General features: G+C 67.0%; 24 protein-coding genes and 1 tRNA gene. 17 read left to right on the top strand and 8 right to left on the bottom strand.

Annotated elements, in window-relative coordinates; all coding sequences use genetic code 11:
* Positions 1-175: 175 nt before the first annotated feature.
* Positions 176-1,390 carry a glycoside hydrolase family 2 TIM barrel-domain containing protein gene (locus ACTIFF_RS06370; protein WP_439536066.1) on the bottom strand — a complete coding sequence of 405 codons (1,215 nt, stop codon included), beginning with the start codon at positions 1,388-1,390 and terminating at the stop codon, positions 176-178.
* 93 nt (positions 1,391-1,483) lie between these two features.
* Positions 1,484-2,215 (bottom strand): S1 family peptidase, encoded by a 732-nt coding sequence (locus tag ACTIFF_RS06375; RefSeq protein ID WP_439536067.1) that lies wholly within the window; start codon positions 2,213-2,215, stop codon positions 1,484-1,486.
* A gap of 593 nt (positions 2,216-2,808) precedes the next feature.
* Here ACTIFF_RS06375 and infA point away from each other — a divergent pair.
* Complete coding sequence (gene infA / locus ACTIFF_RS06380) at positions 2,809-3,072, top strand: translation initiation factor IF-1 (protein WP_069038651.1); 264 nt, start codon at positions 2,809-2,811, stop codon at positions 3,070-3,072.
* Between the two features lie 292 nt (positions 3,073-3,364).
* Here the strand turns inward: infA and dksA are convergent, their stop codons facing one another.
* A complete protein-coding gene (gene dksA, locus ACTIFF_RS06385; RefSeq protein WP_439536068.1) occupies positions 3,365-3,811 on the bottom strand; it encodes an RNA polymerase-binding protein DksA in 447 nt (148 codons plus the stop codon).
* Positions 3,812-3,963: 152 nt separating this feature from the next.
* Between dksA and ACTIFF_RS06390 the strand changes: the two genes are divergently transcribed.
* From ACTIFF_RS06390 to ACTIFF_RS06405, 4 genes are all read left to right on the top strand, one after another.
* A complete protein-coding gene (locus ACTIFF_RS06390) occupies positions 3,964-4,686 on the top strand; it encodes a class I SAM-dependent methyltransferase (RefSeq protein WP_439536069.1) in 723 nt (240 codons plus the stop codon).
* A gap of 141 nt (positions 4,687-4,827) precedes the next feature.
* Positions 4,828-5,961: a metallophosphoesterase family protein gene (locus ACTIFF_RS06395; RefSeq protein ID WP_439536070.1), complete on the top strand. Its 1,134-nt coding sequence runs from the start codon at positions 4,828-4,830 to the stop codon at positions 5,959-5,961.
* Entirely contained in the window at positions 5,958-8,609 is a 2,652-nt protein-coding gene (locus ACTIFF_RS06400; protein ID WP_439536071.1) for an AAA family ATPase, read from the top strand. The genes ACTIFF_RS06395 and ACTIFF_RS06400 overlap by 4 nt, the downstream gene beginning before the upstream one ends.
* Positions 8,610-8,841: 232 nt before the next feature.
* Positions 8,842-9,309, top strand: coding sequence for a BLUF domain-containing protein (locus ACTIFF_RS06405; RefSeq protein ID WP_439536072.1), 468 nt, complete (start codon positions 8,842-8,844; stop codon positions 9,307-9,309).
* Between the two features lie 39 nt (positions 9,310-9,348).
* On the opposite strand, the gene ACTIFF_RS06410 is transcribed toward ACTIFF_RS06405, so the two are convergent.
* Positions 9,349-9,963, bottom strand: a complete 615-nt coding sequence (locus tag ACTIFF_RS06410) for a TetR/AcrR family transcriptional regulator (protein WP_439536073.1) — start codon at positions 9,961-9,963, stop codon at positions 9,349-9,351.
* 87 nt (positions 9,964-10,050) lie between these two features.
* A complete protein-coding gene (locus tag ACTIFF_RS06415) occupies positions 10,051-10,497 on the bottom strand; it encodes a DUF2141 domain-containing protein (protein WP_439536074.1) in 447 nt (148 codons plus the stop codon).
* 195 nt (positions 10,498-10,692) lie between these two features.
* On the opposite strand from ACTIFF_RS06415, the gene ACTIFF_RS06420 reads away from it, so the two are divergent.
* Positions 10,693-11,205 carry an antibiotic biosynthesis monooxygenase family protein gene (locus tag ACTIFF_RS06420; RefSeq protein ID WP_439536075.1) on the top strand — a complete coding sequence of 171 codons (513 nt, stop codon included), beginning with the start codon at positions 10,693-10,695 and terminating at the stop codon, positions 11,203-11,205.
* A gap of 249 nt (positions 11,206-11,454) precedes the next feature.
* Positions 11,455-12,552 carry a PEPxxWA-CTERM sorting domain-containing protein gene (locus ACTIFF_RS06425; protein ID WP_439536076.1) on the top strand — a complete coding sequence of 366 codons (1,098 nt, stop codon included), beginning with the start codon at positions 11,455-11,457 and terminating at the stop codon, positions 12,550-12,552.
* 32 nt (positions 12,553-12,584) lie between these two features.
* On the opposite strand, the gene ACTIFF_RS06430 is transcribed toward ACTIFF_RS06425, so the two are convergent.
* Both ACTIFF_RS06430 and ACTIFF_RS06435 read right to left on the bottom strand, forming a co-directional pair.
* Entirely contained in the window at positions 12,585-14,531 is a 1,947-nt protein-coding gene (locus ACTIFF_RS06430; protein ID WP_439536077.1) for an ABC-F family ATP-binding cassette domain-containing protein, read from the bottom strand.
* Between the two features lie 383 nt (positions 14,532-14,914).
* A complete protein-coding gene (locus tag ACTIFF_RS06435) occupies positions 14,915-15,214 on the bottom strand; it encodes a hypothetical protein (RefSeq protein ID WP_439536078.1) in 300 nt (99 codons plus the stop codon).
* A 267-nt stretch (positions 15,215-15,481) separates the two neighbouring features.
* Here ACTIFF_RS06435 and ACTIFF_RS06440 point away from each other — a divergent pair, with 267 nt between their 5' ends.
* On the top strand, positions 15,482-15,874 hold the full coding sequence (locus ACTIFF_RS06440; protein WP_439536079.1) for a BON domain-containing protein: 393 nt from the start codon (positions 15,482-15,484) through the stop codon (positions 15,872-15,874).
* Between the two features lie 42 nt (positions 15,875-15,916).
* Here ACTIFF_RS06440 and ACTIFF_RS06445 read toward each other — a convergent pair whose 3' ends face one another.
* Positions 15,917-17,632, bottom strand: a complete 1,716-nt coding sequence (locus ACTIFF_RS06445; protein ID WP_439536097.1) for an ABC transporter transmembrane domain-containing protein — start codon at positions 17,630-17,632, stop codon at positions 15,917-15,919.
* An 86-nt stretch (positions 17,633-17,718) separates the two neighbouring features.
* Between ACTIFF_RS06445 and ACTIFF_RS06450 the strand changes: the two genes are divergently transcribed.
* From ACTIFF_RS06450 to ACTIFF_RS06490, 9 genes are all read left to right on the top strand, one after another.
* A tRNA-Leu gene (locus ACTIFF_RS06450) sits at positions 17,719-17,803 on the top strand.
* Between the two features lie 234 nt (positions 17,804-18,037).
* On the top strand, positions 18,038-18,757 hold the full coding sequence (locus ACTIFF_RS06455; protein WP_439536080.1) for a hypothetical protein: 720 nt from the start codon (positions 18,038-18,040) through the stop codon (positions 18,755-18,757).
* A gap of 16 nt (positions 18,758-18,773) precedes the next feature.
* A complete protein-coding gene (locus ACTIFF_RS06460; RefSeq protein ID WP_439536081.1) occupies positions 18,774-19,793 on the top strand; it encodes a DUF6976 family protein in 1,020 nt (339 codons plus the stop codon).
* 138 nt (positions 19,794-19,931) lie between these two features.
* A complete protein-coding gene (locus ACTIFF_RS06465; protein ID WP_439536082.1) occupies positions 19,932-20,993 on the top strand; it encodes an NYN domain-containing protein in 1,062 nt (353 codons plus the stop codon).
* Between the two features lie 28 nt (positions 20,994-21,021).
* Positions 21,022-21,798 (top strand): TlyA family RNA methyltransferase, encoded by a 777-nt coding sequence (locus ACTIFF_RS06470; RefSeq protein WP_439536083.1) that lies wholly within the window; start codon positions 21,022-21,024, stop codon positions 21,796-21,798.
* Positions 21,791-22,630, top strand: a complete 840-nt coding sequence (gene metF / locus ACTIFF_RS06475; protein WP_257082551.1) for a methylenetetrahydrofolate reductase [NAD(P)H] — start codon at positions 21,791-21,793, stop codon at positions 22,628-22,630. Before ACTIFF_RS06470 ends, metF begins: the two co-directional genes overlap by 8 nt.
* Positions 22,631-22,646: 16 nt before the next feature.
* Positions 22,647-23,084 carry a hypothetical protein gene (locus tag ACTIFF_RS06480; RefSeq protein ID WP_439536084.1) on the top strand — a complete coding sequence of 146 codons (438 nt, stop codon included), beginning with the start codon at positions 22,647-22,649 and terminating at the stop codon, positions 23,082-23,084.
* The gene (locus ACTIFF_RS06485) at positions 23,081-24,262 is read left to right on the top strand and encodes a multidrug effflux MFS transporter (RefSeq protein ID WP_306476120.1); all 1,182 of its coding nucleotides are present in this window, start codon (positions 23,081-23,083) and stop codon (positions 24,260-24,262) included. The genes ACTIFF_RS06480 and ACTIFF_RS06485 overlap by 4 nt, the downstream gene beginning before the upstream one ends.
* Before the next feature lie 438 nt (positions 24,263-24,700).
* Positions 24,701-26,485 (top strand): amidase family protein, encoded by a 1,785-nt coding sequence (locus ACTIFF_RS06490; protein WP_439536085.1) that lies wholly within the window; start codon positions 24,701-24,703, stop codon positions 26,483-26,485.
* Positions 26,486-26,498: the final 13 nt, after the last annotated feature.

The following is a 26,498-nucleotide window of genomic DNA, read 5'->3' on the forward strand; positions in this document are numbered from 1 at the left end:
GGGGGGGGGGGCGGGGCCGTTTTTTTGCGGTCTTTGTAGGTTTTAACCCCCGCCCGGGGGGGCGGGCCCCCCCGCTCCCACAGCCACTACTCACCCACAGCCACTACTCACCCACAGCCGCTACTCACCCACAGCCACTACTCACCCACACCCGCTACGCCCGCACCCGTTCGCGTCAGCGCACCCGGAACGGCAGATTCGCGGTCGCTGCCTTGCCCAGACGGTCGCGCACGGTGATGAACAGCCGGTAGGCGCCGGGTGCAGCGGGAGCGGTGAAGCGGACGCTCTGCGCATCGGCCTGCAACACCGCGACGTCGATGCGCGGCGGCACGGTTTCGAGGTCGCCGCCGGCGCGCAGGTCGGTCGCTTCGGCACTCACCTCCCACAACGTGGTCAGCGGTGAGCCGTCGAAGGATGCGGCGTCCACGCCGGCCGACATCGTCTGCCCGGGCGAGAACTGGTCGGCCGCGATGCCGATGCCGCGGATCCGTGGAGCGGCCTGCGTCACCGGCCGGCCCCAGGCGGCGGACAGTGCGTCGGTCATCGCGGTCGGGCTGCCGTCGGCCAGCAGCAGGCCGTGCCAGGTGCCCGTCTGTTCCTGCTTCGCCCCCCACAGGAAGGGGAAGGCGCCTGCCACCTGCGGCTGGTCAGCCAGAAAGGCCAGCGCTTCGCGGAAGAAATCGGCCTTCTGGCTGCTGGTCAGCTCGACCGGCGCGCCCCAGGGTTTGCGCCCCGCCTGCCACTGGCCGAGCGGCCCCAATTCGGTCACCACGACCGGCTTCGTGATGCCCAGCCGGCGCAGCCGTTCGGGCAGTTGGAACACCGAGCCGCCGTACAGGTTGAGTCCGAGCAGATCGACCGCGGCGCAACAGCGGGCGAGCGGTGCGAGCCAGTCGTCGCTGTTGTCCGCGACCACCATCAGCGTCGGGTGGTCGGGGTCGAGCGACTTCACGATGCCGGCCAGCCGGTTCACCTCTTGCCAGATCGGCTTCGGATCGGCGACCCCGGTTTCCACCTCGTTGCCGACGCCCCAGGCCAGCAGTGCCGGATGGGCGCGATACCGGGTGACGAAGCGGCGCACCGACTGTTCCTGCGCGCGCACCGCCGCCGGGTCATCCAGCCGGAAGCCGTGGCGCGGGTGGCCAAGCCACAGTCCCATGACCACCTTCATGCCCAGCCGGTGTGCCGCGTCGAGCACCCAGACGTCGGATTCGCGATACACCCGCACCACCTTGGCGCCCGCCTGCGCGAGCTTTTCCAGCGTCGCGCGGTCGCCTTCGAAGGCGGCGCCCTGCCAGGCCGGCGCGGTCGCCCATGCCGGTGCGCCCGCACATACCAGCAGCGGCAGCAGCAGGCGGCGGGCCATGCGAAAGAAGGTATTCAAGGTCATGCCGGGCACCGGGAAGTCCTGATCAGCCCGCCGCGAGGTGCGGCGGACACCGGTGAGAGCCCTGGCCGCGTATCGCGTTCCCGGGCGGCGCGGTCAGCTTTCAGTCAGCGTCATCAGGATGTCGGCGTACCAGGCGCAGTTCAGGCCGAGCGCCTCGTCGAGCTTACGGTCGCGTGTGCCGACGTCGAGCCGGGCCGAATGCACGCCGAGCAGCTGCCAGGGCAGATCGCCCTTGGCGACGCTGCCTGCCGGAGCGCGCATCACCACCGGAGCGCCGCTGGTGCCGCGATGGGTGCGTGCGTCGGTCAGAAAATAGCCTTCGCCCTGAAAGCGCAGGCCGAAGGACGACGCGATGACCGCGTGGCGCACCACCGGCATGTGGTGCAGCGTGTCGTGAAAGCCGAGCGGGAAACCGACCACCAGCAGCAGGCTGCCGACCTCGATCTGTCGCGCATCGACCTCCAGATGGGCCGGCGTGAAGGCACGATAGACCGTCTTGGCGGGCAGCGCCTCGCGTTCGATCTCGATTACCGCGACGTCGATTTCGCCCGCCGTGTCCTGGCCCTGACGCCAGATGCTCTTGCCGCCGCGGTACAGCGGGATCGAAAAGCCGGTGGATTCGGCCAGGTTGGCCGAGTCGGTGTGCAGCTCGATTTCGAGGCTGTCCGGGAAATGCTTACTCGGTTCATCGACCACCACGTGGCGGCTGGTGACCAGGAAAAGGCGTTCGTCGCGTTCGAAGAAAAAGCCGCTCGCGTTGGTCAGCACGCGCGCGCCTTCGAGCGTGCACACGCGCGCGGCAGTCAGCAATATGGGTTCGATCATCAAGGCAAGGTCCATTCAGTGGGCCGGGCGCCAGGGGTTGCAGGGCGCGGGCAGGGTGCGATGAGACGCAGGAAACCTGAGGGACGGCGCGACATCGTCATTGCTGTTGCGCTGCCGTGAAACATCATTGTGCCCCTCATTGCGGGTGTGGCGTGTCGGCGATCCGCGAGAAAGCGCTGCAGAAGGCATCGATTCAGGGCATAGTACAGGGCGGTGTAGATCGGCCGGCGGCGAATGTCGCGCGGCCATGACACCGCCCGTTGCATCCGCATTCCGTTCCCACCGGATTTTCACCCTCTGAAACCGGCGTCCCCGCAAGGGCCGTGTGTTGCTTCGGCACTCGCGGCAGGGACGCCGCAGGACGCCAGCGCTCCGGGATTGCCCCGGGCTCCAGTCCGCAGAGCTCACCCGCCGGTCACCGTGCAGGCGCTGCATCCTTTCGATGCGGCAAAGCGCGGACGATCCGCCTCAACCTGTCTGTCGGGCACGTGTGCCTGCAGACCACCGCTGATCAGCGCGCCATCGATCCGGCAGACCCCGGCACCGGCGCGCGGTCGGCGTGCCTGCACCCAATTCAACCTGGAGACTCACCCATGGCCAAAGAAGAACTGATAGACATGAATGGCGTCGTGACCGAAGTGCTGCCGGATTCGCGCTTTCGCGTGACGCTGGAAAACGGTCACCAGATCATCGCCTACACCTCGGGCAAGATGCGCAAGCACCACATCCGCATCCTCGCCGGCGACAAGGTGTCGCTTGAACTGTCGCCCTACGACTTCAGCAAGGGCCGCATCACTTTCCGCGAAATCGAAGGTCGTGGCGGTCCCGCCGCCGCGCCGCGCCGCCGGGTGCATTGATCGGTCGGTGACGGGTTAGCACGCGGCGGGGTCCGGCTTCCGGAAAACGGATCCCGGGGCGTCGCCCCACGTGGGAGCGGCGATCCACTGCCGGCCCTGCGTGCAGCCAGCGGTGCTCGCCGAAAACCTTGCTCGCCCTCGCCGCTGTCTTCACGCTGAGCAGCGACCATCGCTGCTCTATCGCGGCGAGGCCGCCGCTCCCACAAGCCTCCGCTCCCACAGGCCACAGCTCCCACCGGAAAATGTCCGTGCGGTAGCGGTGCGCTCCGCAGCATCGACAGTGCGATATCGCTCAGCGACCGCGCATCTTGCGCTTGCGCTCGTGCAGTTCCTGCGCCTCCAGCGACAGCGTGGCGGTCGGGCGGGCGAGCAGGCGGGCGATGCCTATCGGGTCGCCGGTGAACTCGCACCAGCCGTAGGTGCCGTCGTCGATACGCACCAGCGCCTCGTCTATCGTGTGCAGATGCTTGCGTTCGCGGTCGCGCACGCGCAATTCCAGTGAATGGTCCTCTTCCAGCGACGCGCGGTCCGACGGATCCGGCGTGCGCTCGAATTCGTGCAGGTGCTGCGTCGTGTCGTGCGCCGACTGCAGCAGCGCGTCACGCTCGGCGCGCAGCCGCTGGCGGAAGAAGTCGAGCTGGCTGGCCGACATGTATTCGCTGTCGGGCGCAGCCAGCAGTGCCGCCTCCGCTTCGGACAACTCGTCCGGGGAGAGAGGAAGGGTGGGGGCAATCGACATGGTCTGCCTCCTCGTTGTGGGGTCAGCATGAAAGGTGCGGCACGCCGGTTCCGGCAGCGCCGCGGCGAAGCGCACAGGGCGACCGTCACGATACACGCCAAAGGCGAAGCTTGTGCGCTACGTATCTGGCACGTGATGGTATGTTCGCCGCCATGTCCCGATACCTGCCCCGTGCGCGCGCCGACGCAGCGCCGCAGCGCCCCGACTACCGCCCCCGCCCGCAGCGTGCGCCTGGCTATCTGATCGCGCCGCCGCTGGATTTCGACCGTACCGGCAAGTTCTACATGGGACGCGAAATTTCCGACGTGATGGGCTGGCGGGCCGCCGACTGGCTGGAGCGCCCGGAGCGGCTGGAGGAGGAGCGCACCGACCTGCTGGTCGAAGCGCTCGACCTGCAGCCCGGCATGGTGATTGCCGACATCGGCGCCGGCACCGGCTATCTGTCGCGGCTGATGTCGCCCGCCGTGAAGCCGCACGGGAAGATCATCGCCGTCGACGTGCAGGGCATGATGGTGAACAGGATAGGGCGGCTGGCGCGCGAGAACGGTTTCGACAACATCGAGGCCGTGCGCTGCCGGGAGCATGACGCACAGTTGCCGCCGGCAGTGGTCGACATGGCGGTCATGCTCGACGTCTATCACGAGCTGTCCTTCCCGTTCGAAATGCTGGCCAGCATCGTGCGCGCCACGAAGCCGGGCGGTAGGATCGTGTTCGTCGAGTTCAAGGAAGAAGATCCGGACATTCCGATCAAGCCGCTGCACAAGATGAGCGAAGCGCGCGTGCGGCGAGAGGCCGCGGTGCACCGGCTGAAATGGGAGCGCACGATCGACCATCTGCCCTGGCAGCATGTTGTCGTGTTCCGCAGACCGGGTTGAAGCGGCTGCGGGCAGAGCGGCTGCAGGAGAGGTCTTTGCGGGAGCGGCGGTTTGTGGAGGCCGCCGCTCCTACAACCCCGCTGCCGCGTCACGCACACCCATTCTGTATAGTCCGGCCACCATCGCTTCAGAACCCGCACCTTGCTGAAACTTCTCCACACCGCCGACTGGCAGATCGGCAAGCTGTACGGCCAGTTCGAGCCTGACGACGCCGCGCTGCTCGCCGAGGCGCGCTTCGCCGCGGTGGAACGACTGGCGCAGCTGGCCAGCGTGCAGGGCGTGCACATGGTGCTGGTGGCGGGCGACGTATTCGACGCGCAGGGCGTGGCCGAGAGGACGATCCACCGGCTGTTCAACTGCCTGCGCGGCTACGCCGGGCCCTGGGTGATGATTCCGGGCAACCACGACGCCGCGCTGAGCGAATCGGTGTGGACGCGCGCCGCGCGACTGGGCGCGATCCCGCCCAATGTCACGGTGTGCCTCGCACCAGGCGCGGTGCAGTTCGACGCCCTGCGCGTGGCCGTGCTGGCCGCACCGCTGACCCAGCGCATCACCTACAGCGACCTGACCGCCACCTTCGCGGCCATCGACACCCCGACCGGTCTTCATCGAATCGGGCTGGCGCACGGCAGCGTGCAGGGCATCCTTGCCGAAGGCATCGATTCGTCGAATCCGATCGCCGCCGGGCGCGCCGCCGAGGCGCGGCTCGACTACCTCGCACTCGGTGACTGGCACGGCTGCCGGCAGGTCGACGCACGCACCTGGTACAGCGGCACGCCGGAAACGGACCGCTTCCGCGCCAACGACTCCGGTCGGGCCCTGATCGTCGAGATTGCTTCGCCCGGTGTCGAACCGGTCGTGACACCGGTGGTGACCGGGCAGTACCGCTGGTTCGACGAGAGCGCGACGCTGCAGGTGGCCAGCGACATCGATGTGCTGCTCGCCCGGCTGGCCACTTTCGGTCATGCGGATGTCGTTCAGCTCATGCTCGATGGCGAAACCGATCTGGCCGGACACGCCCGTCTGCGCAATGCCCTCGCGCAGACGCAGGGGCGGGTGCGCAGCTTCACGGCCGATCTGTCGGCGCTGCGCATTGCGCCGACCGAAGATGACATCGACGCGCTGGCGGCCGACGGCTATCTCGGCGAAGTGATCGACGAACTGCGCACTTTTCAGGGCGATAGCGGTGACGAGGCCGAGACGGCGCGCGATGCGCTGGTGCTGCTGGCCGGCCTGTTGCGTGACCGGCGCGGCACCAACGGGGCTGCTTCGTGAAGCTCACGCGCATCCGCATCGAGCAGTTCCGGCAGTTCCGCCAGCCGCTGCAGATCGCCGAGCTGGACCCCGGCCTCAACCTGTTCACCGGCCCGAATGAAGCCGGCAAGAGCACCGTCGTCGCAGCCATCCGCGCTGCCTTCTTCGAGCGTCACCGCTCGGGCAGCGTCGATGACCTGCGTCCGTGGGGCGATGCCTCCGCATCGCCGACGGTCGAACTCGACTTCGAAACCGGCGGCGTCGCCTACCGTCTGAGCAAGAGCTTCCTCGTCCGCAAGCGCTGCACGCTGATCAGCGGCGCGCAGCAGTTCGACGGCGCCGACGCCGAAGACCGGCTGGCCGACCTGCTCGGCTTCCGCCATGCCGGTCGCGGCGCCAGTGCGGCCGAGCACTGGGGCATTCCAGGCCTGTTGTGGATACAGCAGGGCACGGCGCACGACATCCGCGAGCCGGTCGCACACGCCACCGATCACCTGCGCACCGCGCTGAATACTTCGCTGGGCGAAGTGGCCAGCAGCGGCGGCGACGCGGTGACCGACGAGGTCGAGGCGCTGCGCAATGAACTGCTGACGCCGGCGAACGCCACGCCGCGCGGTCCCTACAAGGAGGCGATCGAAACCGAAGCCGCTCTGGCCCATGACATCGCTGCGCTGGACGTCGATATCGCCGCCTACCGCAACAAGGTCGACCGGCTCGCCGCGCTGCGCCGCGAACACGAGGCCGACGACGCGGAAAAGCCCTGGCTCGCGCTGCGCGCACAGGAACAGGCGGCGCGCCGCAAGTTCGATGAGGCCCGGGCGCTGGGCGCGCGACTGGGCGAAGCACAGCTGCGTGCAAGGCGCGTCGACGACACGCTGGCGCTGCTGCACAGCCAGCTCGAACGCCATGGCGCCGAGCAGAGCGAGGTCGAACAGCGCCGTGCGGCACTGACCGCCGCAGAAGACAGGCTGGCCGCGGCACAGGCCACGGCGCAGCAGTGGCAGCGCCGCAGCAGCGAGGCGGCGGCGCGCCACGATGCCGCGCGACAGGCACTGAACCGCGCCCGCCAGCGCGATACCCGGGCCACGCTGGCGCGCCAGCTAGACGAACTGACGCGCCGGCGCGACGCTGCCCGGACTTCCCTGTTGCAGGCCGAGACCGAAGCCGGTCGGCTGCGCAGCGCGCGCCAGCAGATGGCGGCCACCGAACTGCGCAGCGCCGATCTGGCCACCCTGCGCGCCCAGCAGCAGGACATCCGCACGCTGCGCCTGCGACAGGAGGCGGCCGCCACCCGCGTGCGTTTCACGCTCGACGAGGGCCGGGTCATCCGGATCGATGAAGAAAGCCTGACCGGTCAGGGCGAGCGTCTGCTGACCGAAGCGACCGCGGTGACGCTGCCTGGCCTCGGCAGGCTCGACATCACCCCGGGCGGCGCCGATCTGGCCGATCTGGGCCGCCAGGAAGCCGCGTTGCTCGATCGTCACGCAGCGCTGCTGGCCCGCCTCGGCGTCGAGTCGCTCGATGCAGCCGAAACACGTCTGCATATATATTCGCAGCATCAGGCCAATGCGCAGACCGCCGAGGCGGCGCTCAAGGCGCGCGCACCGCAGGGTCTGGAAGCGTTGCGCGGCGACCTGGCGATGCTCGAAGGCCGCCTGGCCGAAGCCACGCAATCGCTGGCGCGGCTCGCCGGAGAGCCCGACGACGGTTTGGCCCTGCCGTCGGTCAACGAAGCGGAGTCGCAGGAAGAGGCCGCGCGCGTCTCTGCCGCCGATGCAGCAAAACAGCGGGCTGCCGCGGATATTGCCGCTGCCAACGCGCAAAGCGCGGTCGACGCCGCGCTGCGCGAATTGCGCAACGCGCAGGCCATTCTCGATGCGCCCGAGCGTGCCGCACGGCTGGCCGCCGCGCAGCGTGCGCTGAACGAAGCGCTCGCCGGCCGTGCTGCAGCGGCTGCCGACATCGATGCGCTGACCGCGCAGTGCCGCGACGCGCGTCCGGACATCCTCGAGCAGGACATCAGGCGCTTCGGTGGCAGCGCCGAACAGCTGGAGCGCACAGCCAGCCTGCGCCGCGACGAACTGACCCGGCTCGAAGTGGAACTGCAGGCCGCCGGCGCACAGGGTCTTGACGAGCGGCTTGCCGAGCGCGCGCGCGACCATGCACGGGCCGTGCGCCGCACCACCGAACTGCGCCGCCGCGCCGCCGCGCTCGACCATCTGCTGACTTCGCTGAAAAGACATCGCAGCGCGCTGACCCGCCGCCTGCAGGCGCCGCTGCAGAAGCACCTCGATCGCTATCTGCAACTGTTGTTTCCGCACGCGAATCTCGGCATCGACGACCAGCTGGTGCCCGGTGCGCTGATGCGCTCCGGTGCCACCGGTGCGGAAAGCGGCCGCTTCGAGGAATTCAGCTTCGGCGCGCGCGAACAGATGGGCGTCATCAGCCGGCTTGCCTATGCCGACCTGCTGCGTGAAGCCGGTCGCCCGACGCTGATCATCCTCGACGATGCGCTGGTGCACAGCGACGATGAACGGCTGGCGCGCATGAAGCGCGTGCTGTTCGACGCCGCCACCCGGCACCAGATCCTGCTGTTTACCTGCCACCCGGAGAACTGGCGCGACATGGGCGTCGCCGCCCGGTCGCTCGAAGCCCTGAAGGCGTTGTGATCCGGCGGGCCAGCGTGCGGTGCCGATGACGCGCTGCAACCCTTGCCGGGCCGACATGCAGGCGCTTGCCAGAGGTTACGGGCACAATCCCGAGGGCGGTGCCCGGGGTCAATTCCCCGTCACTGCGGATGTCGGAACTTCGTTTTTTGCATCTGATCCCAAGGGCAGCTTATCCTTCGTTTTGTGCAGTGCGATTTGCGCCTGCCGGGCCAATAACGGAAAGACCTGCCTCATGAACGCTTTCCAATCTTCGCGTGGCGATGAGCCGACGCTGGATCCGCTGCTGCCGCGGCTCTACAACGTGGTCTATTGCAGTCGTGCGGCGGAAGGTGTCGATGCAGCCGATGTCGAGCGCATCATCGCTTCGTCGCGGCGGCGCAATCCGGCGGTCGGCATCACCGGCCTGCTGGTGTTCGGCAGCGGCGTGTTCTTCCAGTGGCTGGAAGGTCCGCGCGACAGCGTGACGGCGCTGATGGCGACGCTGAAGGCCGATGCCCGGCACGACACCATCGTCGAACTGAGCGCCAACGAAGAAGTGCGCGAGCGGCTGTTTCCCGAGTGGGACATGGAGTTCGTCGAAAGCACCGACATCCGCGAAGTGCTGCTCGATGCGCTCGATGACGCCGAAGACCCGAAGAACGTGGCCGCGCTCGGCGCACTGCTGGAACACATCGACGCGAGCGAGTTGAACCTGCGCTGACGCACCGGGTGGCAGGCTGTGCGGGTTGCCGTCAGACCTTCAGCCAGCCGCCAGACCTTTGCCGACGCGGGTCATGACATGCCGCGTGGCCTGCTCCAGCACGCCGGGGGCGAGGTCGAGCTGGCCGATGCAATTGCCGGTCATGACACCGGCGAGCCCATGCATCGACGACCAGATGTACAGCGCATCGAGATCGACCAGCGCCTGCTGTTGCGGCGTGTCGCCATGCATGCGTCGCAGCACCTGGCGCAGGATGTCGAAGGCGTGCGCGGCGTCGCGCACCAGGTCGGGATGCGCGGCGGACGCCGGCCACGGCGTGCTGAACATCAGCCGGTACTCCAGCGGATGGCGATGTGCGTAATCGAGGTATTGCCGACCCAGCGCGCCAAGATCGTCCCCGGGATCGTCGAACTGCCCGCGCGCATCAAGATGGGCGGCGAAGCCTTCGAAGCAGCGCCGCATGACCTCGGCCAGCAGGTGATCGCGGCTGGGGTAGTGCTTGTACGGCGCCTGGTGCGACACGCCGAGTCGGCGCGCGACGTCGCGCAGGCTCAGCTGCTCGATGCCGTGCTCGGCAATGGCTTCGCGCGCCGCCACGATGCAGGCATCGCGCAGGGCGATCGGTGCGTGTGCAGCGTCCTTCGTCTGGGGCATCCGGTCCGGGAAGCAAAATGATCCGGCGACAACGTTAACACGACGGCCGTGCCGGTCATGCCCCGGCGAACTGCGTGATGCGTTGAGCTACTTTCCCACGACGATATCGAGCACGGTCTCGACGTCCCCCTTCTTCACCACGAATGCCGCCTCATCGAAGCGGGGGGCGCGCAGCGCTGGACGCACCCCCTTCGATACCCCCCACGCTTCAGTCGGCAGGCCGATGAGGTTGGTGTCGACCCGTCGGTTGCCGTTCAGGTCGTGCACAACCGACACCGCGTAGCGCCCGGGTGCGACGTCGGCGAAGCGGCAGGTGACGCCTTCAGCGGCCGCGGCTTGCCAGCGCGCGCGTGCCGACGTGTTGTCCATCGGAAAACCGGTGTCCCGTTCGAACAGCGCGCAGCCGATCTCGCCGTTCGCTGCGGTCACGCCGCTCACGCGCACCACGATTTCGGCAGCCGCTCCGTTCAGCGGCAGCGCGCACAGGGCCAGCCGCCATGCAAGGCGGGCGAATGGAGTGATCTGGACAGACATCGGGCACCTCCGGTAGCGGAATCGTGACGGCACGGCAGCGGATCGGGCGCTCGGCGTCGCTGGGTGCGTCCGATGGCTGCCTGTGAGTACGGGTTGACACTGTCAACACACGGTGCCGATAATGACGATTGAAGTAGACGGCGTCAACCTCAAGCCGTCGATCACGTCACCCTGACCCTGATGCGAGGTTTCGCCATGTCACCTGCCCTGCCGCCGGGAAGCCGCCCTTTCATGCTGTCGCTGCGCACCCTGCTGATGGCGGCCGGCCTGTCCGCACTGGCGGGCGCGTGCGCGCTGTCGACGCCGTTTCCGCGCATCGACAGGGCCGTCGCCGGCGAGGCGGACGACGCTGTCGTGCTGGTGCTGACGCACATCGTCGTCGATGGCGCCCGGCGCGAGGAATTCGACCGCCAGACGCGCCGCGTCATCGACAGCATGGCGACACAGCCCGGCCTGATCGGCTATTCCGCGCGGCGCGAACTGTTCGGCAACGAGGCGTGGACGATGAGCGTGTGGGACAGCGACGCTGCGCGCGCCCGCTTCGTCCGTTCCGCCGTGCATCAGGAGGCCATCGCGAAAAGTGAGTCGGCGATGATGACCGTCCGGCTGAAGCGGCTGAACATGGCCCGCAAGGACGTGCCGCACGATTGGGCGGCGGTGCTGGAGCTGCTGGCGCAGCCGGGCAACGATCGAATGTATGGCAAATGAATGAACACTTTGCGTCTATATCGAAAGTTATAGATCGGCCGGTGAATGTCATTCGAAAGTGAAATCGGCGAATCAAAAGTTATCGATTCACGATGATCGGATGAGCGGTGCATCTGCATAATCCACTCGCCACGACCGGGGCCTGACGCACCAAGCGGCGGGAACGACACGTCTCGCGTCTACAAGTCGCTCATCACTGCCCTCCTCGCGGAGAGAAAGACAACAACAATGCGCAACACCCCTCACAGATTGCTGGCCGCGCTGGCACTCGCCGGTCATGCAGTGGCCGCGCAGGCGGCCGGATACACGTTCTCCCTGATTGAATTGCCGGGCGACGGATACACGATGGCAACCACGATCAATGCGGCCGGGCAGGTCATCGGTTCCGGCGGCCCGGATGGGTCAGCACAGCATCCACGGCTGTGGTTGGGCGGCGTCACCTCGACGCTCGCGTTGCCGCCCGCAAGCACCGCCAATGCGCAGGGAATCAACAACGCGGGACAGATCGTCGGCGCGCTCACCGGACCCGGGTCAAACAGCCAGGCCACGTTGTGGATCGGGGCGAACGCGACGAACCTCGCGCTGCCGCAGATGAGTTCAAGCATCGCTCGTGCGATCAACGATGCGGGTGACATCGTCGGTGATTCAACGTTCGGGGGTGGCCTGTCGAACGCCACGCTGTGGCGAAATGGCGCGGTCATCGTACTGCCCGGCATCGGCGGCCAAGCCCGTGCCATCAACAACGCAGGCCAGATTGCAGGCATCTACGCTGTCACCGAAGCGGGTTCGAACGGACCGACGGTCGTCACGTACCAGGCCGCCCGCTGGGACAACTACGTGCTCAGCTCGCTGGGCGGCCCGAACAGCCAGGCCTACGACATCAACGACGCCGGCGTGGTCGTGGGAGAGATGTTCAGCAGCGAAGGGTATATCCGCCCGGTGCGCTGGGATGGCACGGTCGCGACGGATCTGGGCACGCTGGCAGGTGAGTTTGCCGCGGCGTTCGGCATCAACAATGTCGGTCAGATCGTGGGGTCCGGCCTGAAGGCAAGCATCTTCGATCCGGCGTCGACCTTCGAGCAGAGGGCGTTCCTGTGGGATGGCCCTTCGATCATCGATCTCACCAGTCTGCTCGACAGCGAAACGCTGAGCGCTGGCTGGGTGCTTGAATCGGCGAATGACATCAACGATCAGGGCTGGATTGTCGGCAGTGCGTACAACACGCTGACCGACGCCCGCCGCGGCTTCGTGCTGGCGCCGGTGCCGGAGCCCGAAACCTGGGCGATGCTGCTCGCCGGGCTGGGTCTGATCGGCGCGATCGCCAGACGTCGCGTCACGGTCGTGTAATGCAGCGCGTCAGGCGGCGCCCGCCTGACGCGTCACGTCGCCGATTCGATCTGTTCCGACACCACCAGCCAGCGCTCTTCGTGGGCGTCGAGTTCGGCGTCGATCTTCTGCAGCGTCACGCCCAGTTCGCCGATTTCCTGCGGCGGCAGCGACGTGGTGAGACGCGCTTCGATGCCGTGCTTCTGCTTCTGCAAGTCGAGGATGGACTGTTCCAGCTTGCCCAGTTCGAGCTTCAGCGCCTTGAGGTTCACCGGCGTCTTCTTCATCGCCGGGGCGGGTACGGGGGCGGCTGTGGCGGGTGGCGCTGCCGAGGCTGCCGGCGTCTTCAGTGATTCCTTCAGGTCTTCGCGTGCGCGTTTCGCTTCATTGAGCAGGTAGCGCTGGTAATCGTCGAGGTCGCCCTCGAATGGTTCGATGCCGCCGCGCGACACCAGCCAGAATTCGTCGCAGACCGAGCGCAGCAGCGACCGGTCGTGGCTGACCAGCATCACCGTGCCTTCGAATTCGTTGAGCGCCATCGCCAGCGCTTCACGGGTGGCGAGATCAAGGTGATTGGTCGGCTCGTCCATCAGCAGCAGGTTGGGGCGTTGCCACACCAGCATGCACAGCACGAGACGGGCCTTCTCGCCGCCGCTCATCGTGCCGACGGCCTGCTTCACCATGTCGCCGCTGAAATTGAAGGTGCCCAGGAAGTTGCGCAGATCCTGTTCGCGACCGCTCTGCCCAGCGGGCAGGCCCTCGCGCGCCATGCGTGTCATGTGTTCGAGCGGATTGTCCTGCGGCCGAAGCACATCCAGTTCCTGCTGCGCGAAATAGCCGACGGACAGGCCTTTGCCCTCGCTCACCGTGCCGGTGGTGGCCTTGAGCGCGCGCGCTATCGTCTTCACCACGGTCGATTTGCCCTGGCCGTTGGCGCCCAGAATGCCGATGCGCTGGCCGGCCATCACGGTGCGATTGACATTGCGCACGATGGTGGTCGGCGGCGTGCCCGGCGGCGCCTCTTCCGGTGGCGGATAGCCGAAGCTCGCGTTCTCCATCACCAGCATCGGGTTGGGCAGATTGGCCGGTTCCTTGAATTCGAAGGTGAAGTCGGCGCTGGCCAGCATCGGCGCCAGCCGTTCCATGCGGTCGAGCGCCTTGACGCGGCTCTGCGCCTGCTTGGCCTTGCTCGCCTTGGCCTTGAAGCGGGCGATGAACTTCTGCAGATGGGCGATCTTGTCCTGCTGCTTGGCGTAGGCGTTCTGCTGCAGTTCCATCTGCTGTGCCCGCATGTCTTCGAAGGTGCTGTAGTTGCCGCCGTAACGGGTCAGCTTCGCCGCGTCGATGTGCAGCGTGACATTGGTGATGGCGTCCAGAAACTCGCGGTCGTGGCTGATGACGACCAGCGTGCCTTCGTAGCGCGTCAGCCAGCTTTCCAGCCAGACCAGCGCGTCCAGATCCAGGTGATTGGTCGGTTCGTCGAGCAGCAGCAGGTCGGACGGACACATCAGCGCACGTGCCAGCTGCAGGCGCATGCGCCAGCCGCCGGAAAAGCTGTTCACCGGATTGTTCAGTTCGGTCGTCTTGAAACCCAGACCGAGGATCAGCGACTGGGCCCGCGCCTGGGCGTCGTGCGCGCCGGCATCATGCAGCGCCATGTAGGCATAGGCCATGCGCTCGCCGTCGTCGCCCGCCTCGGCGGCATGCACTTCCTGCTGGGCCGCGAGCAGCGCGGTGTCGCCCTCGATGACGAAGTCGGTCGCCGGCTGGTCGGTTTCGGGCATGTCCTGCGCGACCTGCGCCATGCGCCACTGCACCGGTACGTTGAATTCGCCGGAATCTTCGTGCAGCGTGCCGTTGAGCAACGCGAACAGCGTGGACTTGCCGGCGCCGTTGCGACCGACCAGACCGACCTTTTCGCCCGGGTTGATGGTGGCGGTGGCGCCGTCGAGCAGCACCTTGGCGCTGCGGCGCAGGGTGACGTTCCTGAGTGTGATCATGCGGGTGAAGCTCCAGCGGACGTCCCGCAACGACAGGCGGCAAGACCAGGGAAGGGGTGGCGGGGCGGAAAAGACGGGGCAGGCGACCGAAAGTCGTGACCGGATGGTCGCTGCAGCCCGAAGTATCTTCGCCCGCGCAGGTCGCCGTCAAATCGAACGCGGGCGCACCGCGTGCCCGGAATGATCCGGATCAGCGGCGTTCCGCCCGGAAGTGACGGGATGGCGCCGGAGTTTCCGTCCGGCGCCCGCGTGCCCGCGCAGACCCGCCGTCCATTTCGTGTCCGCTGCCGGCTCTGACCGCAGGGTGAAGGCGATCCGCGTCCCGGCGTCATCGTTGCTGCGCCGTCGGGCACAGCAACGGGCAAGCCGGGTGCCAGATGGCGTCAGCGTCCTTCGATCAGTTCGCGTCCACGCAGAAAGCCCATTCCTTCGGCAATCGCCTGCGATGCGTAGAACAGCCCGAGGTCGGCTTTCGCGCCGACCAGTTCGACTCGCTGCGCGTCTGGACCGCGCGTGCTGACCGTGACCGTGAAGGTCCATTCGTTGCCGTGGCCGGACAGCGACGGGTTGTGGTTGATGAGGCGTTCGGTGCAGACGTGCATGTCGTGGTCGTGATAGGACTCCGTCTTCCATACCGGCACGTCCGTCGGTTCATTCGGCGTGATCTCGAGCGTCGTGGTCATTGATCTCTCCTCGCATCGTCATCGTGGATTCAGGCGCGCGGACCGGGTGGCCCTTCCGTTTTGCCGACGCCTGAAACGCAACGTTGCCCGCGGGCAGGCGCGGCGGTCTGTGCGCCGGCGGACGGATCGCCCCCCCCCCCGCGTAGCGCGCGCTCCGCGCACATGCCCGGCGGACCGCTCCTTGTGTTCGTTCCGGTACGGACGCGCCGGATACGGGCGCCGATGATCGGGGTCACGGTCGACTTGACCGTCTGCGGAGACACCCTCATGAAAACCCACCAACCATCACTGCGCACGGCCGCGACGCTTGCCTGTCTGGGCGTGCTGCTGCTCGCCGGCTGCGACGGGCAGGGTCCCTTGCCTGTCACGCAATCGCCCTCGACTGCGCCGGCTGCGATGCCGTCGAACGCGACGACCCAGTCGATGCCGGAATCCGAAGCGAATCTCGACGATGCCGGCGTGACGACCCGCGTGACGACTGCCCTGCTGGCCGATCCGAGCGTCAAGGCTTTCCCGATCGAGGTCATTTCGCTCAAGGGCGATGTGCGCCTGGTCGGTGTGGTCGACACCCAGGCGCAGCGCGAGCGGGTGCTCGAGGTGGCGCGCGGCGTAGACGGCGTGCATGCGCTGCACGATGAACTGACGCTGCGCAAGCAGTGAGGCTCAAGCGGCAACGCGACCCCGGCGCGGTGCCGCCGTGGCCTAGGCGTCGATGAACTGCAGCCGCGCCAGCTTCGCGTAGAGTCCATCCTGCGCCAGCAGCTCGGCGTGCGTACCGGTTTCGACGGCGTGGCCGTGCTCAAGCACGACGATGCGGTCGGCCCGCTGCACGGTGGCGAGGCGGTGCGCGACGACCAGCGTGGTGCGGCTGGCCATCAGCGGTGCCAGGGCGGCCTGGACCATGCGCTCGCTTTCGGCGTCGAGCGCCGACGTGGCTTCGTCCAGCAGCAGGATGGGCCGGTCGGCCAGGATGGCGCGCGCGATGGCAATGCGCTGGCGCTGGCCGCCGGACAGGCGCACGCCGCGCTCGCCGAGCGGACTGTCATAGCCGCCCGGCATGGCGCGGATGAAGGCGTCGGCGAAGGCGGCTTCGCAGGCGGCCCGCACTTCGTCATCGCTTGCGTCAGGGCGTGCATAGCGCACGTTGTCGGCGACGCTGGCGGCGAAGATGACCGCTTCCTGGGGGACCAGTGCGATGCGCGCGCGCACCGCGGCCGGATCCGCTTCGGCGAGCGGTACACCGTCGATGCTCACCGTGCCGGACTGCGGATCGTAGAAGCGCAGCAGGAGCTGGAACAATGTGGACTTGCCGGCCCCCGACGGCCCGACCAGCGCGACGGTTTCGCCGGCCCGCACGTCGAGGCTGAAGCCGTCAAGCGCCGGCGTGTCGGGCCGGCTCGGGTAGCAGAAGCGCACGTCGCGGAACGTGATGTCGCCGCGTGCCGGCGTCGGCAGCGCGCGCGGTGAGGACGGCGCGGTGATGTCGGGCTGCGTATCCAGCAGTTCGATCAGCCGCTCGGTGGCGCCCGCGGCCCGCTGCAGTTCGCCCCACACTTCCGACAGCGCGCCGACCGAACTGGCCACCATGGCGGCGTAGAACACGAAGGCCGACAGTTCGCCGGCGCTCAGCCGGCCTTCCAGCACATCGTGTCCGCCGACCCACAGGATGACGGCCACCGAGCCGAACACGAGCAGGATCACCATCACGACCATCAGCGCCGAATGACGATAGCGTTTCACGCCGGTGTCGAAACTGCGCTCGACCAGCGACGTGAAGTGTTCGCGGTCCGCGTCTTCGTGGCCGCACGCCTGCACGATGCGGATGGCGTGCACGCTTTCATCGACATGGGTACCCAGGTCGGCCACCCGGGCCTGGCGCTCGCGCGACAGCGCACGCACGCGCCGGCCGAAGATGACGATGGGCGCGACCACCAGCGGCACGCCCGCCAGCACCAGCAGCGTGAGCCGGCCGCTGGTCAGCGCCAGCATCACGAGGCCGCCGGTCAGCAGCAGCAGATTGCGCAGCGCGATCGACAGCGTCGATCCGACCACATTCTCGATCTGCGCCGTGTCGTTGGTCAGCCGCGAAATCACCTCGCCGGTGCGCCCGGCTTCGAAGAATGACGGCGGCAGCGTCAGCAGATGCGCATAGACCCGGGTGCGAAGATCGGCCGATACCCGCTCGCCGAGCCAGGACACGTTGTAGAAGCGCAGCCAGGTCGCGCCCGCCAGCAGCACGACCAGCAGCAGCGAACCTCCGAGCGCCCGATCCAGCCAGGCGGCGTCACCGGCTGCAAAGCCCTGGTCGATCACGCTGCGCAGACCCTGACCGAGCGCCAGCGCGGCGCTCGCCGCCAGTACTAGACCGATGGTGGCCAGCAGCAGCCGACCCCGATGCGGCTTCACCATTTCGAACATCACCTGCCGCGCACGCTGTACATCCGTCACACTGCTGACTCCTTGTTGTGGCTGTTTTGTTGTATATTCCGGCCCCTATCCGAAGTGCGCGGGTGGCGAAATTGGTAGACGCGCTGTCTTGAGGGGGCAGTGCCGCAAGGCGTAAGAGTTCGAGTCTCTTTCCGCGCACCACACATTCAGTATCTCAAGCGCTTCATTGCGCTTCTGTTTCACCTTCCGGTCGGCCCGGCCGGAAAATCCACGTCTTGGTCAGGCATGCCGGGCACCGGTTGCGATGTTGCAGCGCAAACCGTGTCACGGCATCGCTTTGCTACCATCCGTCTCGCAATTCCGGGCCCGTCTCAATACAGAAAAAAATTCCGGTCACGTAACCGGGACAGAATTCGGTCGGAGGAGGAGAAACTGATGGCGTTGGACAAGGTACTTCTGGGCCGCTTGTTGCAGTTGAACGAGCCGTGGACGGTACGCGATTTTCGCTTCGATCCGGATGCCCGCAAGCTGGACGCCTGGGTTGGCGTCGAGCCGCCGCGCGGCTGGTTCGCCCGCGTGCGGCGTCAGCCGGCCGAAGGGCCCGAGCGCGTATGGCGCCACATCGACCTCGCGGGCTGGCGCTGCCATGTGCATGTGCAGGCGCCGGTCGGCGCCGATCTGAGCGCGCTGCCGTGGGCCGGTACGGTCGACATGCCGTTTTCCCAGGCGCTCTCCAAGCACGTCTTTGCACTGTTCAACGAAGGCGTGCCGCTGAACGGCATCTGCTCGATCACCGGCATTCCGCTGCAGGAACTGTGGAAGTTCAAGTATTCGCTCGATCAGGGCAAGACCGCCATCGCCGCGCCGTCTTCGCAGCCGGTTGATCTGGCGCCCGCCGGATCGGTCGCGCCGGCGGCGCTGGCGGACGACATTCCCGATCTGACCGATCCAGTCTGGCTCAAGCTGATCGAAGGACAGGTCGATCTGGATATCCGTGCGCTGAGCCTGAAGCTGCTGATGACCCGCCTGCGCAGCCAGCTGGAAGTGATCACCGACGAAGAAGTGCGCATGCTCAAGCTGCGCGAGCTGCATCGATATTTCGTCAAGAACTCGCGCATGCTCGGGCACGAACTGTCCCAGCTGCGCGCCAGCTGACGCACGCACCGTCTTCATGAACAGTCAGACCAAGCCGGAACTGAGCGGGCGCATGATGGGGCTGTCGGAGGCGACGGCCTTGATTCGCGGCGGTGGCTATTACAGCATCGCCGGCGACGAACTGCTGCTGCGCGAGTTGCCGCGCGGGCACTGGATCGGCGGCACCATTCCGTATTTCATGGGACAGGACGGCGGTGTCACCACGCGTGACCAGCTCTATGTCGCGCAGGTACCGGTCAGCAGTGGCGTGCCGCTGATGCGCTTTTATGACCAGATCAGTCTGGAGCGGGTATGCGCCGACGCACCGGAAAACGGCTTTTCGATCATCGTGATCCCCGCCTTCTCGGCCGTGCACTCCTTGTTCGCGCGCAACGCGCCGGGCTACGAGGACATGTACCTCAAGCCGTTGATCGGCTGGATCTCGGGCATTCACCTCGACGATCTCGGCCGCGCAAGTCCGCTTGCGGTCAATGGCGAAACGCTGGAATTCGAACCCGACCGCGCGCTGGTGATGCATGTACCGCTGCCGGCCGACAAGTACGCGCACATCGACATCATCAATCTGTTCACGCCGGGTGAGGGTGACAGCATCCGCTTCCCGGCCAAGGGCTTTTCGGTCGGCGAGTGCCGCATCAATGGCGAGCCGGCCAATTTCGCGCGCTATGTCACCACGAACGCGATCGACACCCGCCTGCCGCTGGTCGCCGATTACAGCGGCGCGATGATCAACGTGAGCATCAAGGCAGTCGATCTGGGCAAGGGCGTGGTCGATTTCTACGCGCCGGTGTTCGACGATGTCGAATACCGCTTTGCCGCGCCGGTGCCCGACTACGTCAGCGCCTTCCAGCAGGCGCTGCGCGCGCGCGACGGCGGCCAGGCCGGTCCGGTCGGCTTCAGCTGCAACTGCGTGCTGAACTACCTGTACAGCGAACTCGAAGGCAAGCGCGTGCCTTCGCTGCTCGGCCCGATGACCTACGGCGAAGTGGCCTATCAGCTGCTGAACCAGACGCTGGTCTATCTGACGATCGAAGGCTGAGCCGGGGCCTCTGAAGGGCACGACCCGCTAGCGAGCGACGCTCCCACAGGAACAGCTCCCACAGGAACAGCTCCCACAGGAACCGCGCGGCCGCGCCGACAGGGGTAGCATGCCGGTTTGTTCCTTCAACTGCTCCGCATGAACGATACCTCTACCTCGCAGCGCCGTCTGGCGCTGGTGATCGACGCCGACAACGCGCAGCCGTCGCTGATCCAGCCGGTGCTGCTGGCTGCCGCATCGCGCGGCCGCGTCACGGTGCGCCGCATCTACGGCGACTGGACCTCGCCCAACATGACGAGCTGGAAGGCGCACCTGCTCGACCATTCGATCCGGCCGATCCAGCAGTTCCGCATCGTCGGTGGCAAGAATGCGACCGACAGCGCGATGATCATCGACGCGATGGACCTGCTGCACTCGGGCCTCGTCGACGGCTTCTGCATCGTGTCCAGCGACTCGGACTTCACGTCGCTGGCGCGTCGCATCCAGGAAAGCGGCCTGTTCGTCATGGGGGTCGGCCGGCGCACCACGCCGGTTGCCTTCCAGCGCGCCTGCGAAGAATTCGTGTTCACCGACGACATGCGCGCCGCACCTTCCGCCGCATCATCGACATCGAAGCGGCGTCCGGCCGAACGGACCGCGTCGGCGAGCCCGGCCGGCGCAGCGCCGGCACGCGTCGAGGCACCACGCAAGGCACGCAGCACGCAGCCGGATGCGCAGGTGCTCGATCTGCTGTCGCAGGGCATCCGTTCCGCCACCGACGAAGACACCGGCTGGGCGGGTATCGGGCGGGTCGGCCAGATCGTGCGCCAGTACGAACCGGGCTTCAGCAACAAGGACTACGGCCACGCCAGCCTGTCCGGCCTGCTGGAAAGCCATCCGGAGCTGTTCCGCCTGCGCAAGGGCGACAACGGCCAGGCCCAGGTACAGCTGATCGAAAAGCCGGTCGAGCGTGTGGTCGAACCCGCAGCGGACGACACCCCGAAGGCCGCAGCGCGACCGCGGCGCAGCCGTCAGCCGCGCAAGGCGCCCGCCGATTCGGGGGCCGCGGACAGTGTGGCGGTCGCCCCGGCGCCGGTGCCCGCCGACCCGGCGCCTGACGCGCCGGCCGCCGTCGACCCCAAGGCCGCAAAGCCGCGGGCGCCGCGCCGCAGCCGGGCACGCAAGCCGGCGTCTGCTGCGACGCCGCAGGACGGCGAGTGAGCGCAGCCGCAGCCGCGCGCTTCGACTGATGCGGGCGGACCAGACGCTGGTGGCGCGCGGCCTCGCGCGCTCGCGGACCGTTGCGCAGGCGATGATCGCGGCCGGCCGTGTCGCGTGGCGGTCGGCGGCCGGTCGCGTGATCGTCACCCGGCCGTCACAGGACATTGCGGCGCACATCGAACTGGTGGTCGAAGCCAGCGAAGACGATCGCTTCGTGTCGCGCGGCGGCCTGAAGCTGGCCGGCGCGCTGGCGCACACCCGGCTGGCGGTGGCTGACGCGGTCTGTCTGGATGTCGGTCAATCCACCGGCGGCTTCACCGACTGCCTGCTGCAGGCGGGTGCAGCACGCGTGGTCGGCGTCGATGTCGGCCACGGTCAGCTCGACGCGCGCTTGCGCGGCGATGCGCGCATGACCTGCATCGAGCATGTCAACGCCCGCACGCTCGATGCTGCCGCGCTCGGTCGTCACCTGCCCGACGCTGGCTTCGATCTGGTGGTGTGCGACGCCAGCTTCATTTCGCTGACCCTGCTGTTGCCGCAGTGGCCGGCCCTGCTGAAACCGGCCGGACAGGTGCTTGCGCTGGTCAAGCCGCAGTTCGAACTCGGGCCGGAGGCGCTCGGAAAGGGCGGCATCGTTCGCGATGCGGCACAATACGCGGCCCTGGAGGTGCGTCTGCGCACGTTCGCCGAGGCGAACGGTCTCAACGCACTGGATTATTTCGACAGCCCGATCACCGGCGGCGACGGCAACCGCGAGTTTTTCATGTTCGCCATGAAGCCGCCCGGAACAGACCACGATGAATGACTCGACCCCGCGCGTGTGCAGCGTTGAATTCTTTCCGCCCGCGACCGACGAGGGCGCGGAAAAGCTGCGCGCCACGCGGCGCCAGCTGCGCCAGCTCAACCCGGCCTTCTTTTCGGTCACCTACGGCGCCGGCGGCACCACGCGCGACCGCACGCTGGAAACCGTGCTCGAAATGCAGGCCGAAGGCCTGAATGCGGCCCCCCATCTGTCGTGCATCGGTTCGACGCGCGACAACATCCGCCAGCTGCTGCAGCGCTATCAGGCCGAGGGCATCCACCACATGGTGGCACTGCGCGGCGACCTGCCATCGGGCGTGGTCGATCCGGGCGATCTGCGCTACGCCAACGAACTGGTCGAATTCGTGCGCGCCGAAACCGGCGACTGGTTTCACATTGAGGTGGCAGCCTATCCGGAGGTGCATCCGCAGGCGCGCAGCGCCGAGAAGGATCTGCAGGCCTTTGTAGGCAAGATGAAGGCGGGCGCCGATTCGGCGATCACGCAGTACTTCTACAACACCGACGCCTACTTCGCGTTCGTCGACGATGCGCGTGCGATGGGCGTCGATGCGCCGATCTACCCCGGTATCATGCCGATCGCCAACTTTTCGAAGATTTCGCGCTTTTCCGAAGCCTGCGGCGCGGAAATCCCGCGCTGGATGCGGCGCAAGTTCGAAGGTTTCGGCGACGACGCGGCCTCTGTCCGGGCCTACGGGCTGGACGTCATCACCACGCTGTGCGAACGCCTGCTGGCCGGCGGCGCACCGGGGCTGCATTTCTACACGCTGAACCAGGCCGGGCTCACCTCGACCATCTGGCAGCGGCTCGGTCTCTGAGGTTCGTCACGACATCATGCGCATCTTTTCCGTCCTTGCCCTGATCATCGCGCTGCTCGGTGGCTACACCTGGATCGTGCTGAGCTGGAGCTATTCCACCGGCGAGCGTGCCGGGTATGTGCAGAAGTTTTCCAACAAGGGCTGGTTCTGCAAGACCTGGGAAGGCGAACTGGCCATGGTGACCATGCCCGGCACACTGACCGAAAAGTTCGAATTCAGCGTGCGCGACGCCCAGGTCGCGAAGCAGCTGAACGAAAGCATGGGCCAGCGCGTGTCGCTGCACTATGAACAGCACATCGGCGTGCCGACCAACTGCTTCGGTGAAACCCAGTACTACGTCAGTGCGGTGCGCGTGGTCGAACCGACCGAGGTGGAACGCCGGCTGATGCAGCAGGCGCCGATCGTCACGCCTGCGCCTGCCCCGGCAGCCGCCCCGGCTGCGCCGGCGCAGTGACGCGTTCGCCACGCGGGCTGGCCTTCCTGCTGGCGGGCCTGTCCGCCATCGGGCCGTTCGCGATCGACACCTATCTGCCGGCCTTCCCGGCGATCGCCGCCGATCTGGGCGCGACGCCGGTCCAGGTCCAGCAGACGCTGACCGTCTATCTCGGCTTCTTCGCGCTGATGACCCTGTGGCACGGCGCTCTGGCCGATGCGCTGGGCCGGCGCCGCGTGGTGCTGTGGATGATGGCGATGTTCTTCGCCACCTCGGTCGGTTGTGCCATGGCGACCAGCATCGAACAGCTGTGGCTGGCGCGCGCACTGGCCGGCATGTGCGCTGGCGCCGGCATGGTGATCGGCCGCGCCATCGTGCGCGACCTGTTCGATGGCGCGCAGGCGCAGCGGCTGATGAGCACCATCCAGCTGCTGTTCGCGCTGGCACCGGCTGCAGCGCCCATCATCGGCGGCTGGGTGTTCGGCCTGTTCGGCTGGCGCGCCACCTTCTGGTTCCTCGCCGCCTACGCGGGGGTGCTGTGGGTGGCCTGCTTCATCTGGCTGCCGGAAACGCTGGATCCGGCCCACCGGCGCAGCCTGCATCCGGTCAAGCTCGGTCGCGACTATGCACACATGTTCGCCCACCCGGCGTTGATCGCGCTGGTGCTTGCGGTATCGATGAATTTCGCCGGCTTCTTCCTGTACGTGCTGTCGGCGCCCGCCTTCCTGATGGACCACCTCGGCGTATCGCCGCAGGGCTTTGCCTGGCTGTTCGGCCCGACCGTGGCCGGCATGATGACCGGCTCGTGGATCTCCCGTCGGCTGGCGGGACGCATGGCGCCCATGGTGCAGCTCAAGCTGGCCTATACCATCATGATCGCGGCCGCCTTCGCCAACGTCGCGCTCAATCTGGCGACCACGGCCAGTCTGCCCTGGGCGGTGCTGCCCATTGCGCTGTACAACATCGGTCAGGCGATCGCGATGCCCACACTGTCGCTGCTGGCGCTCGACCTGTTTCCGAAGTCGCGCGGCATGGTGTCGAGCTGTCAGGGCTTTGCCCAGTCACTGACCAATGCGCTGGCGGCCGGGCTGGTCGTGCCGTTGCTGTGGGGTGAGCCGCTGCATCTGGCGGTCGGCATGGCCGGCTTCATCCTCGTCGGCTGGCTGGCCTGGTTGCGCTACCGCTCGCTGCAGCCCTGACGGGCGCGGCCCTGTGGGAGCGGCGGCGGTTTTGTGGGAGCGGCGGCCCCGCCGCGATACGCACTCTTCACATTGATGGTCACGGCACTATCGCCGCGAGGCCGCCGCTCCCACAGGCCGCGGCTCCCGCAAAACCTTCACGGCTCGCAGCCCACTGCGTCGTCTCCTGCGCCAACGACAGGCGCACCCGCTTGGGTCACCGACCGTGCGTGCGCACCACCTGTGATTTATTCCCGGTGCGCACCCCTTCGGTGCAGACGCTGCCCTGCATACAAAACCCCATCTTTATCAGCTGGATGGAGTCAAAAAGAACTCATAAATTATTGAAATAAGTGAACTTTCATCGTGGACTGGTTCGTGCATACAGCACTCGCCCCCGCATCCGGGGCGACAACCGGAGTCGTTCATCTTCAACCAACCAAACTGGAGACGTCCGCGATGAAGAGAAAGATATTGGCAACTGCGATGGCGCTGGTCGGCAATGTGGCCGCATTCAACGCCCTGGCGCAAACCGCGCCTAAGCAGTTCAGTCTGATCGAGGCAACGGTGCCGCAAATCCAGGAAGCCTTCCAGTCGAGGCTTCTGTCCGCAGAGCAGCTGATCAACATGTATCTGGCGCGCGTCGCTGCATACGACGATGCCGGTCCGAAGCTCAACTCCTATATTTATGTCAATCCGCAGGCCGCCGCCACGGCGAAGGCCATGGACGAAGCGCGCTTCTCGCCCAACACGACCGTTGGTCCGCTGTACGGGGTTCCGGTCATCCTGAAAGACCTGATCGACACGTATGACATGCCGACCACCGGCGGTGCGGTGGCGCTGAAGGATTCGATTCCGCCGGTCGATGCCTTCCTGACCCGGAAGCTGCGCGAAGCCGGCGCCATCATCATCGGCAAGGCATCGCTGACCGAGTTCGCGAATGGCATGACGAGCGGCATGCCGGGCGGCTACAGCGGGCTGGGCGGCTACTGTTTCAATCCGTACAACCCGGTGCCGCTGCCCGGGGGCGACGGCCGCCCGTTGCTGAGCCCGCGCGGCTCCAGCTCCGGCTCCGGCATCGCCGCTGCGGCCAACCTGTCGGCACTCACCATCGGTACCGAAACGTCGGGGTCCATCCTCGGTCCGTCGGAAGCGAATGGCATCGTCGGCATCAAGCCGACCGTCGGTCTGGTCAGCCGCATCGGCATCATTCCGATCACGGCCGACCAGGACATCGCCGGCCCGATGACCCGCACCGTCACCGACGCCGCCATCATGCTGGGCGTGATCACCGGCTATGACCCGGAAGATTCCTCGACCGAAGCCTGCCTCGAACCGGGCAACTGCTTCAACGACTACACGCCCTTCCTGAAGGCGGACGGTCTGGCCGGTGCACGCGTTGCGGTGCCGCCATTCCCGAACAACCGCGCCGACATCATGAATGACGCGATCGCCAAGATGGAGGCGCTCGGCGCGACCGTCGTGCGGATTCCGGCGCTGGGCGCAGTGACGGCGCCCGGCATCTCGCGCTACGGTCAGAAGCGGGACATCAATGCCTATCTCGACCGCCTGCCGTCCTCCTTCCCGATCCAGTCGCTCACCGACCTGATTGCGTACAACTCGGCCAACACCGATCTGAATACGCTCAAGTACGGTCAGACGAACTTCCTCTCGTCCGAGCTGCAGGACCTCAGCCCCGGCAGTGCCGACACGGCGAAATACCTGGCAGATCGCGCACTCGGATTCACGCAGTCGCGGGGCATCATCAACGATGCGCTGAACGGACCCGACGGCGAGCGCGGCACCGAAGACGATTTCGATGCCGTGGTGTTCTCGGGCACCGGAGGTTCGGGCCTGTGGGCGCGCGCCGGCTACCCGACGGTCATCATCCCCTACGGATTCGTCACCCAGGATGGCGCCCAGATTCCGTCGGGTGTGTCATTTGCCGGCCGGCGCTTCGGCGAGCCCCGACTGATCGAACTGGCCTACTCGCTCGAACAGGCGTCAATGGGACGCGAGCCACCGTTCAGCACCCCCGCGCTGCCAACCGACGTGGTGCTGCGCGGCGACATCAACGGCGATGGCAAGGTCAACGGGACCGATGTGTCGCTCGTCGCGCGCCGGCTGAACCAGACGGCAAGCGGCCCGTACGACAAGGCCGACATCAATGGCGACGGCAGGATCACGGCACTGGACACGCGCCTGATCACCAACCTCTGCACAAAGCCGCGCTGTGCGCTGTGATCGGCTGCAGTTC

It is taken from the genome of Methyloversatilis sp. (genome assembly GCF_051861465.1).
Classification (GTDB): domain Bacteria; phylum Pseudomonadota; class Gammaproteobacteria; order Burkholderiales; family Rhodocyclaceae; genus Methyloversatilis.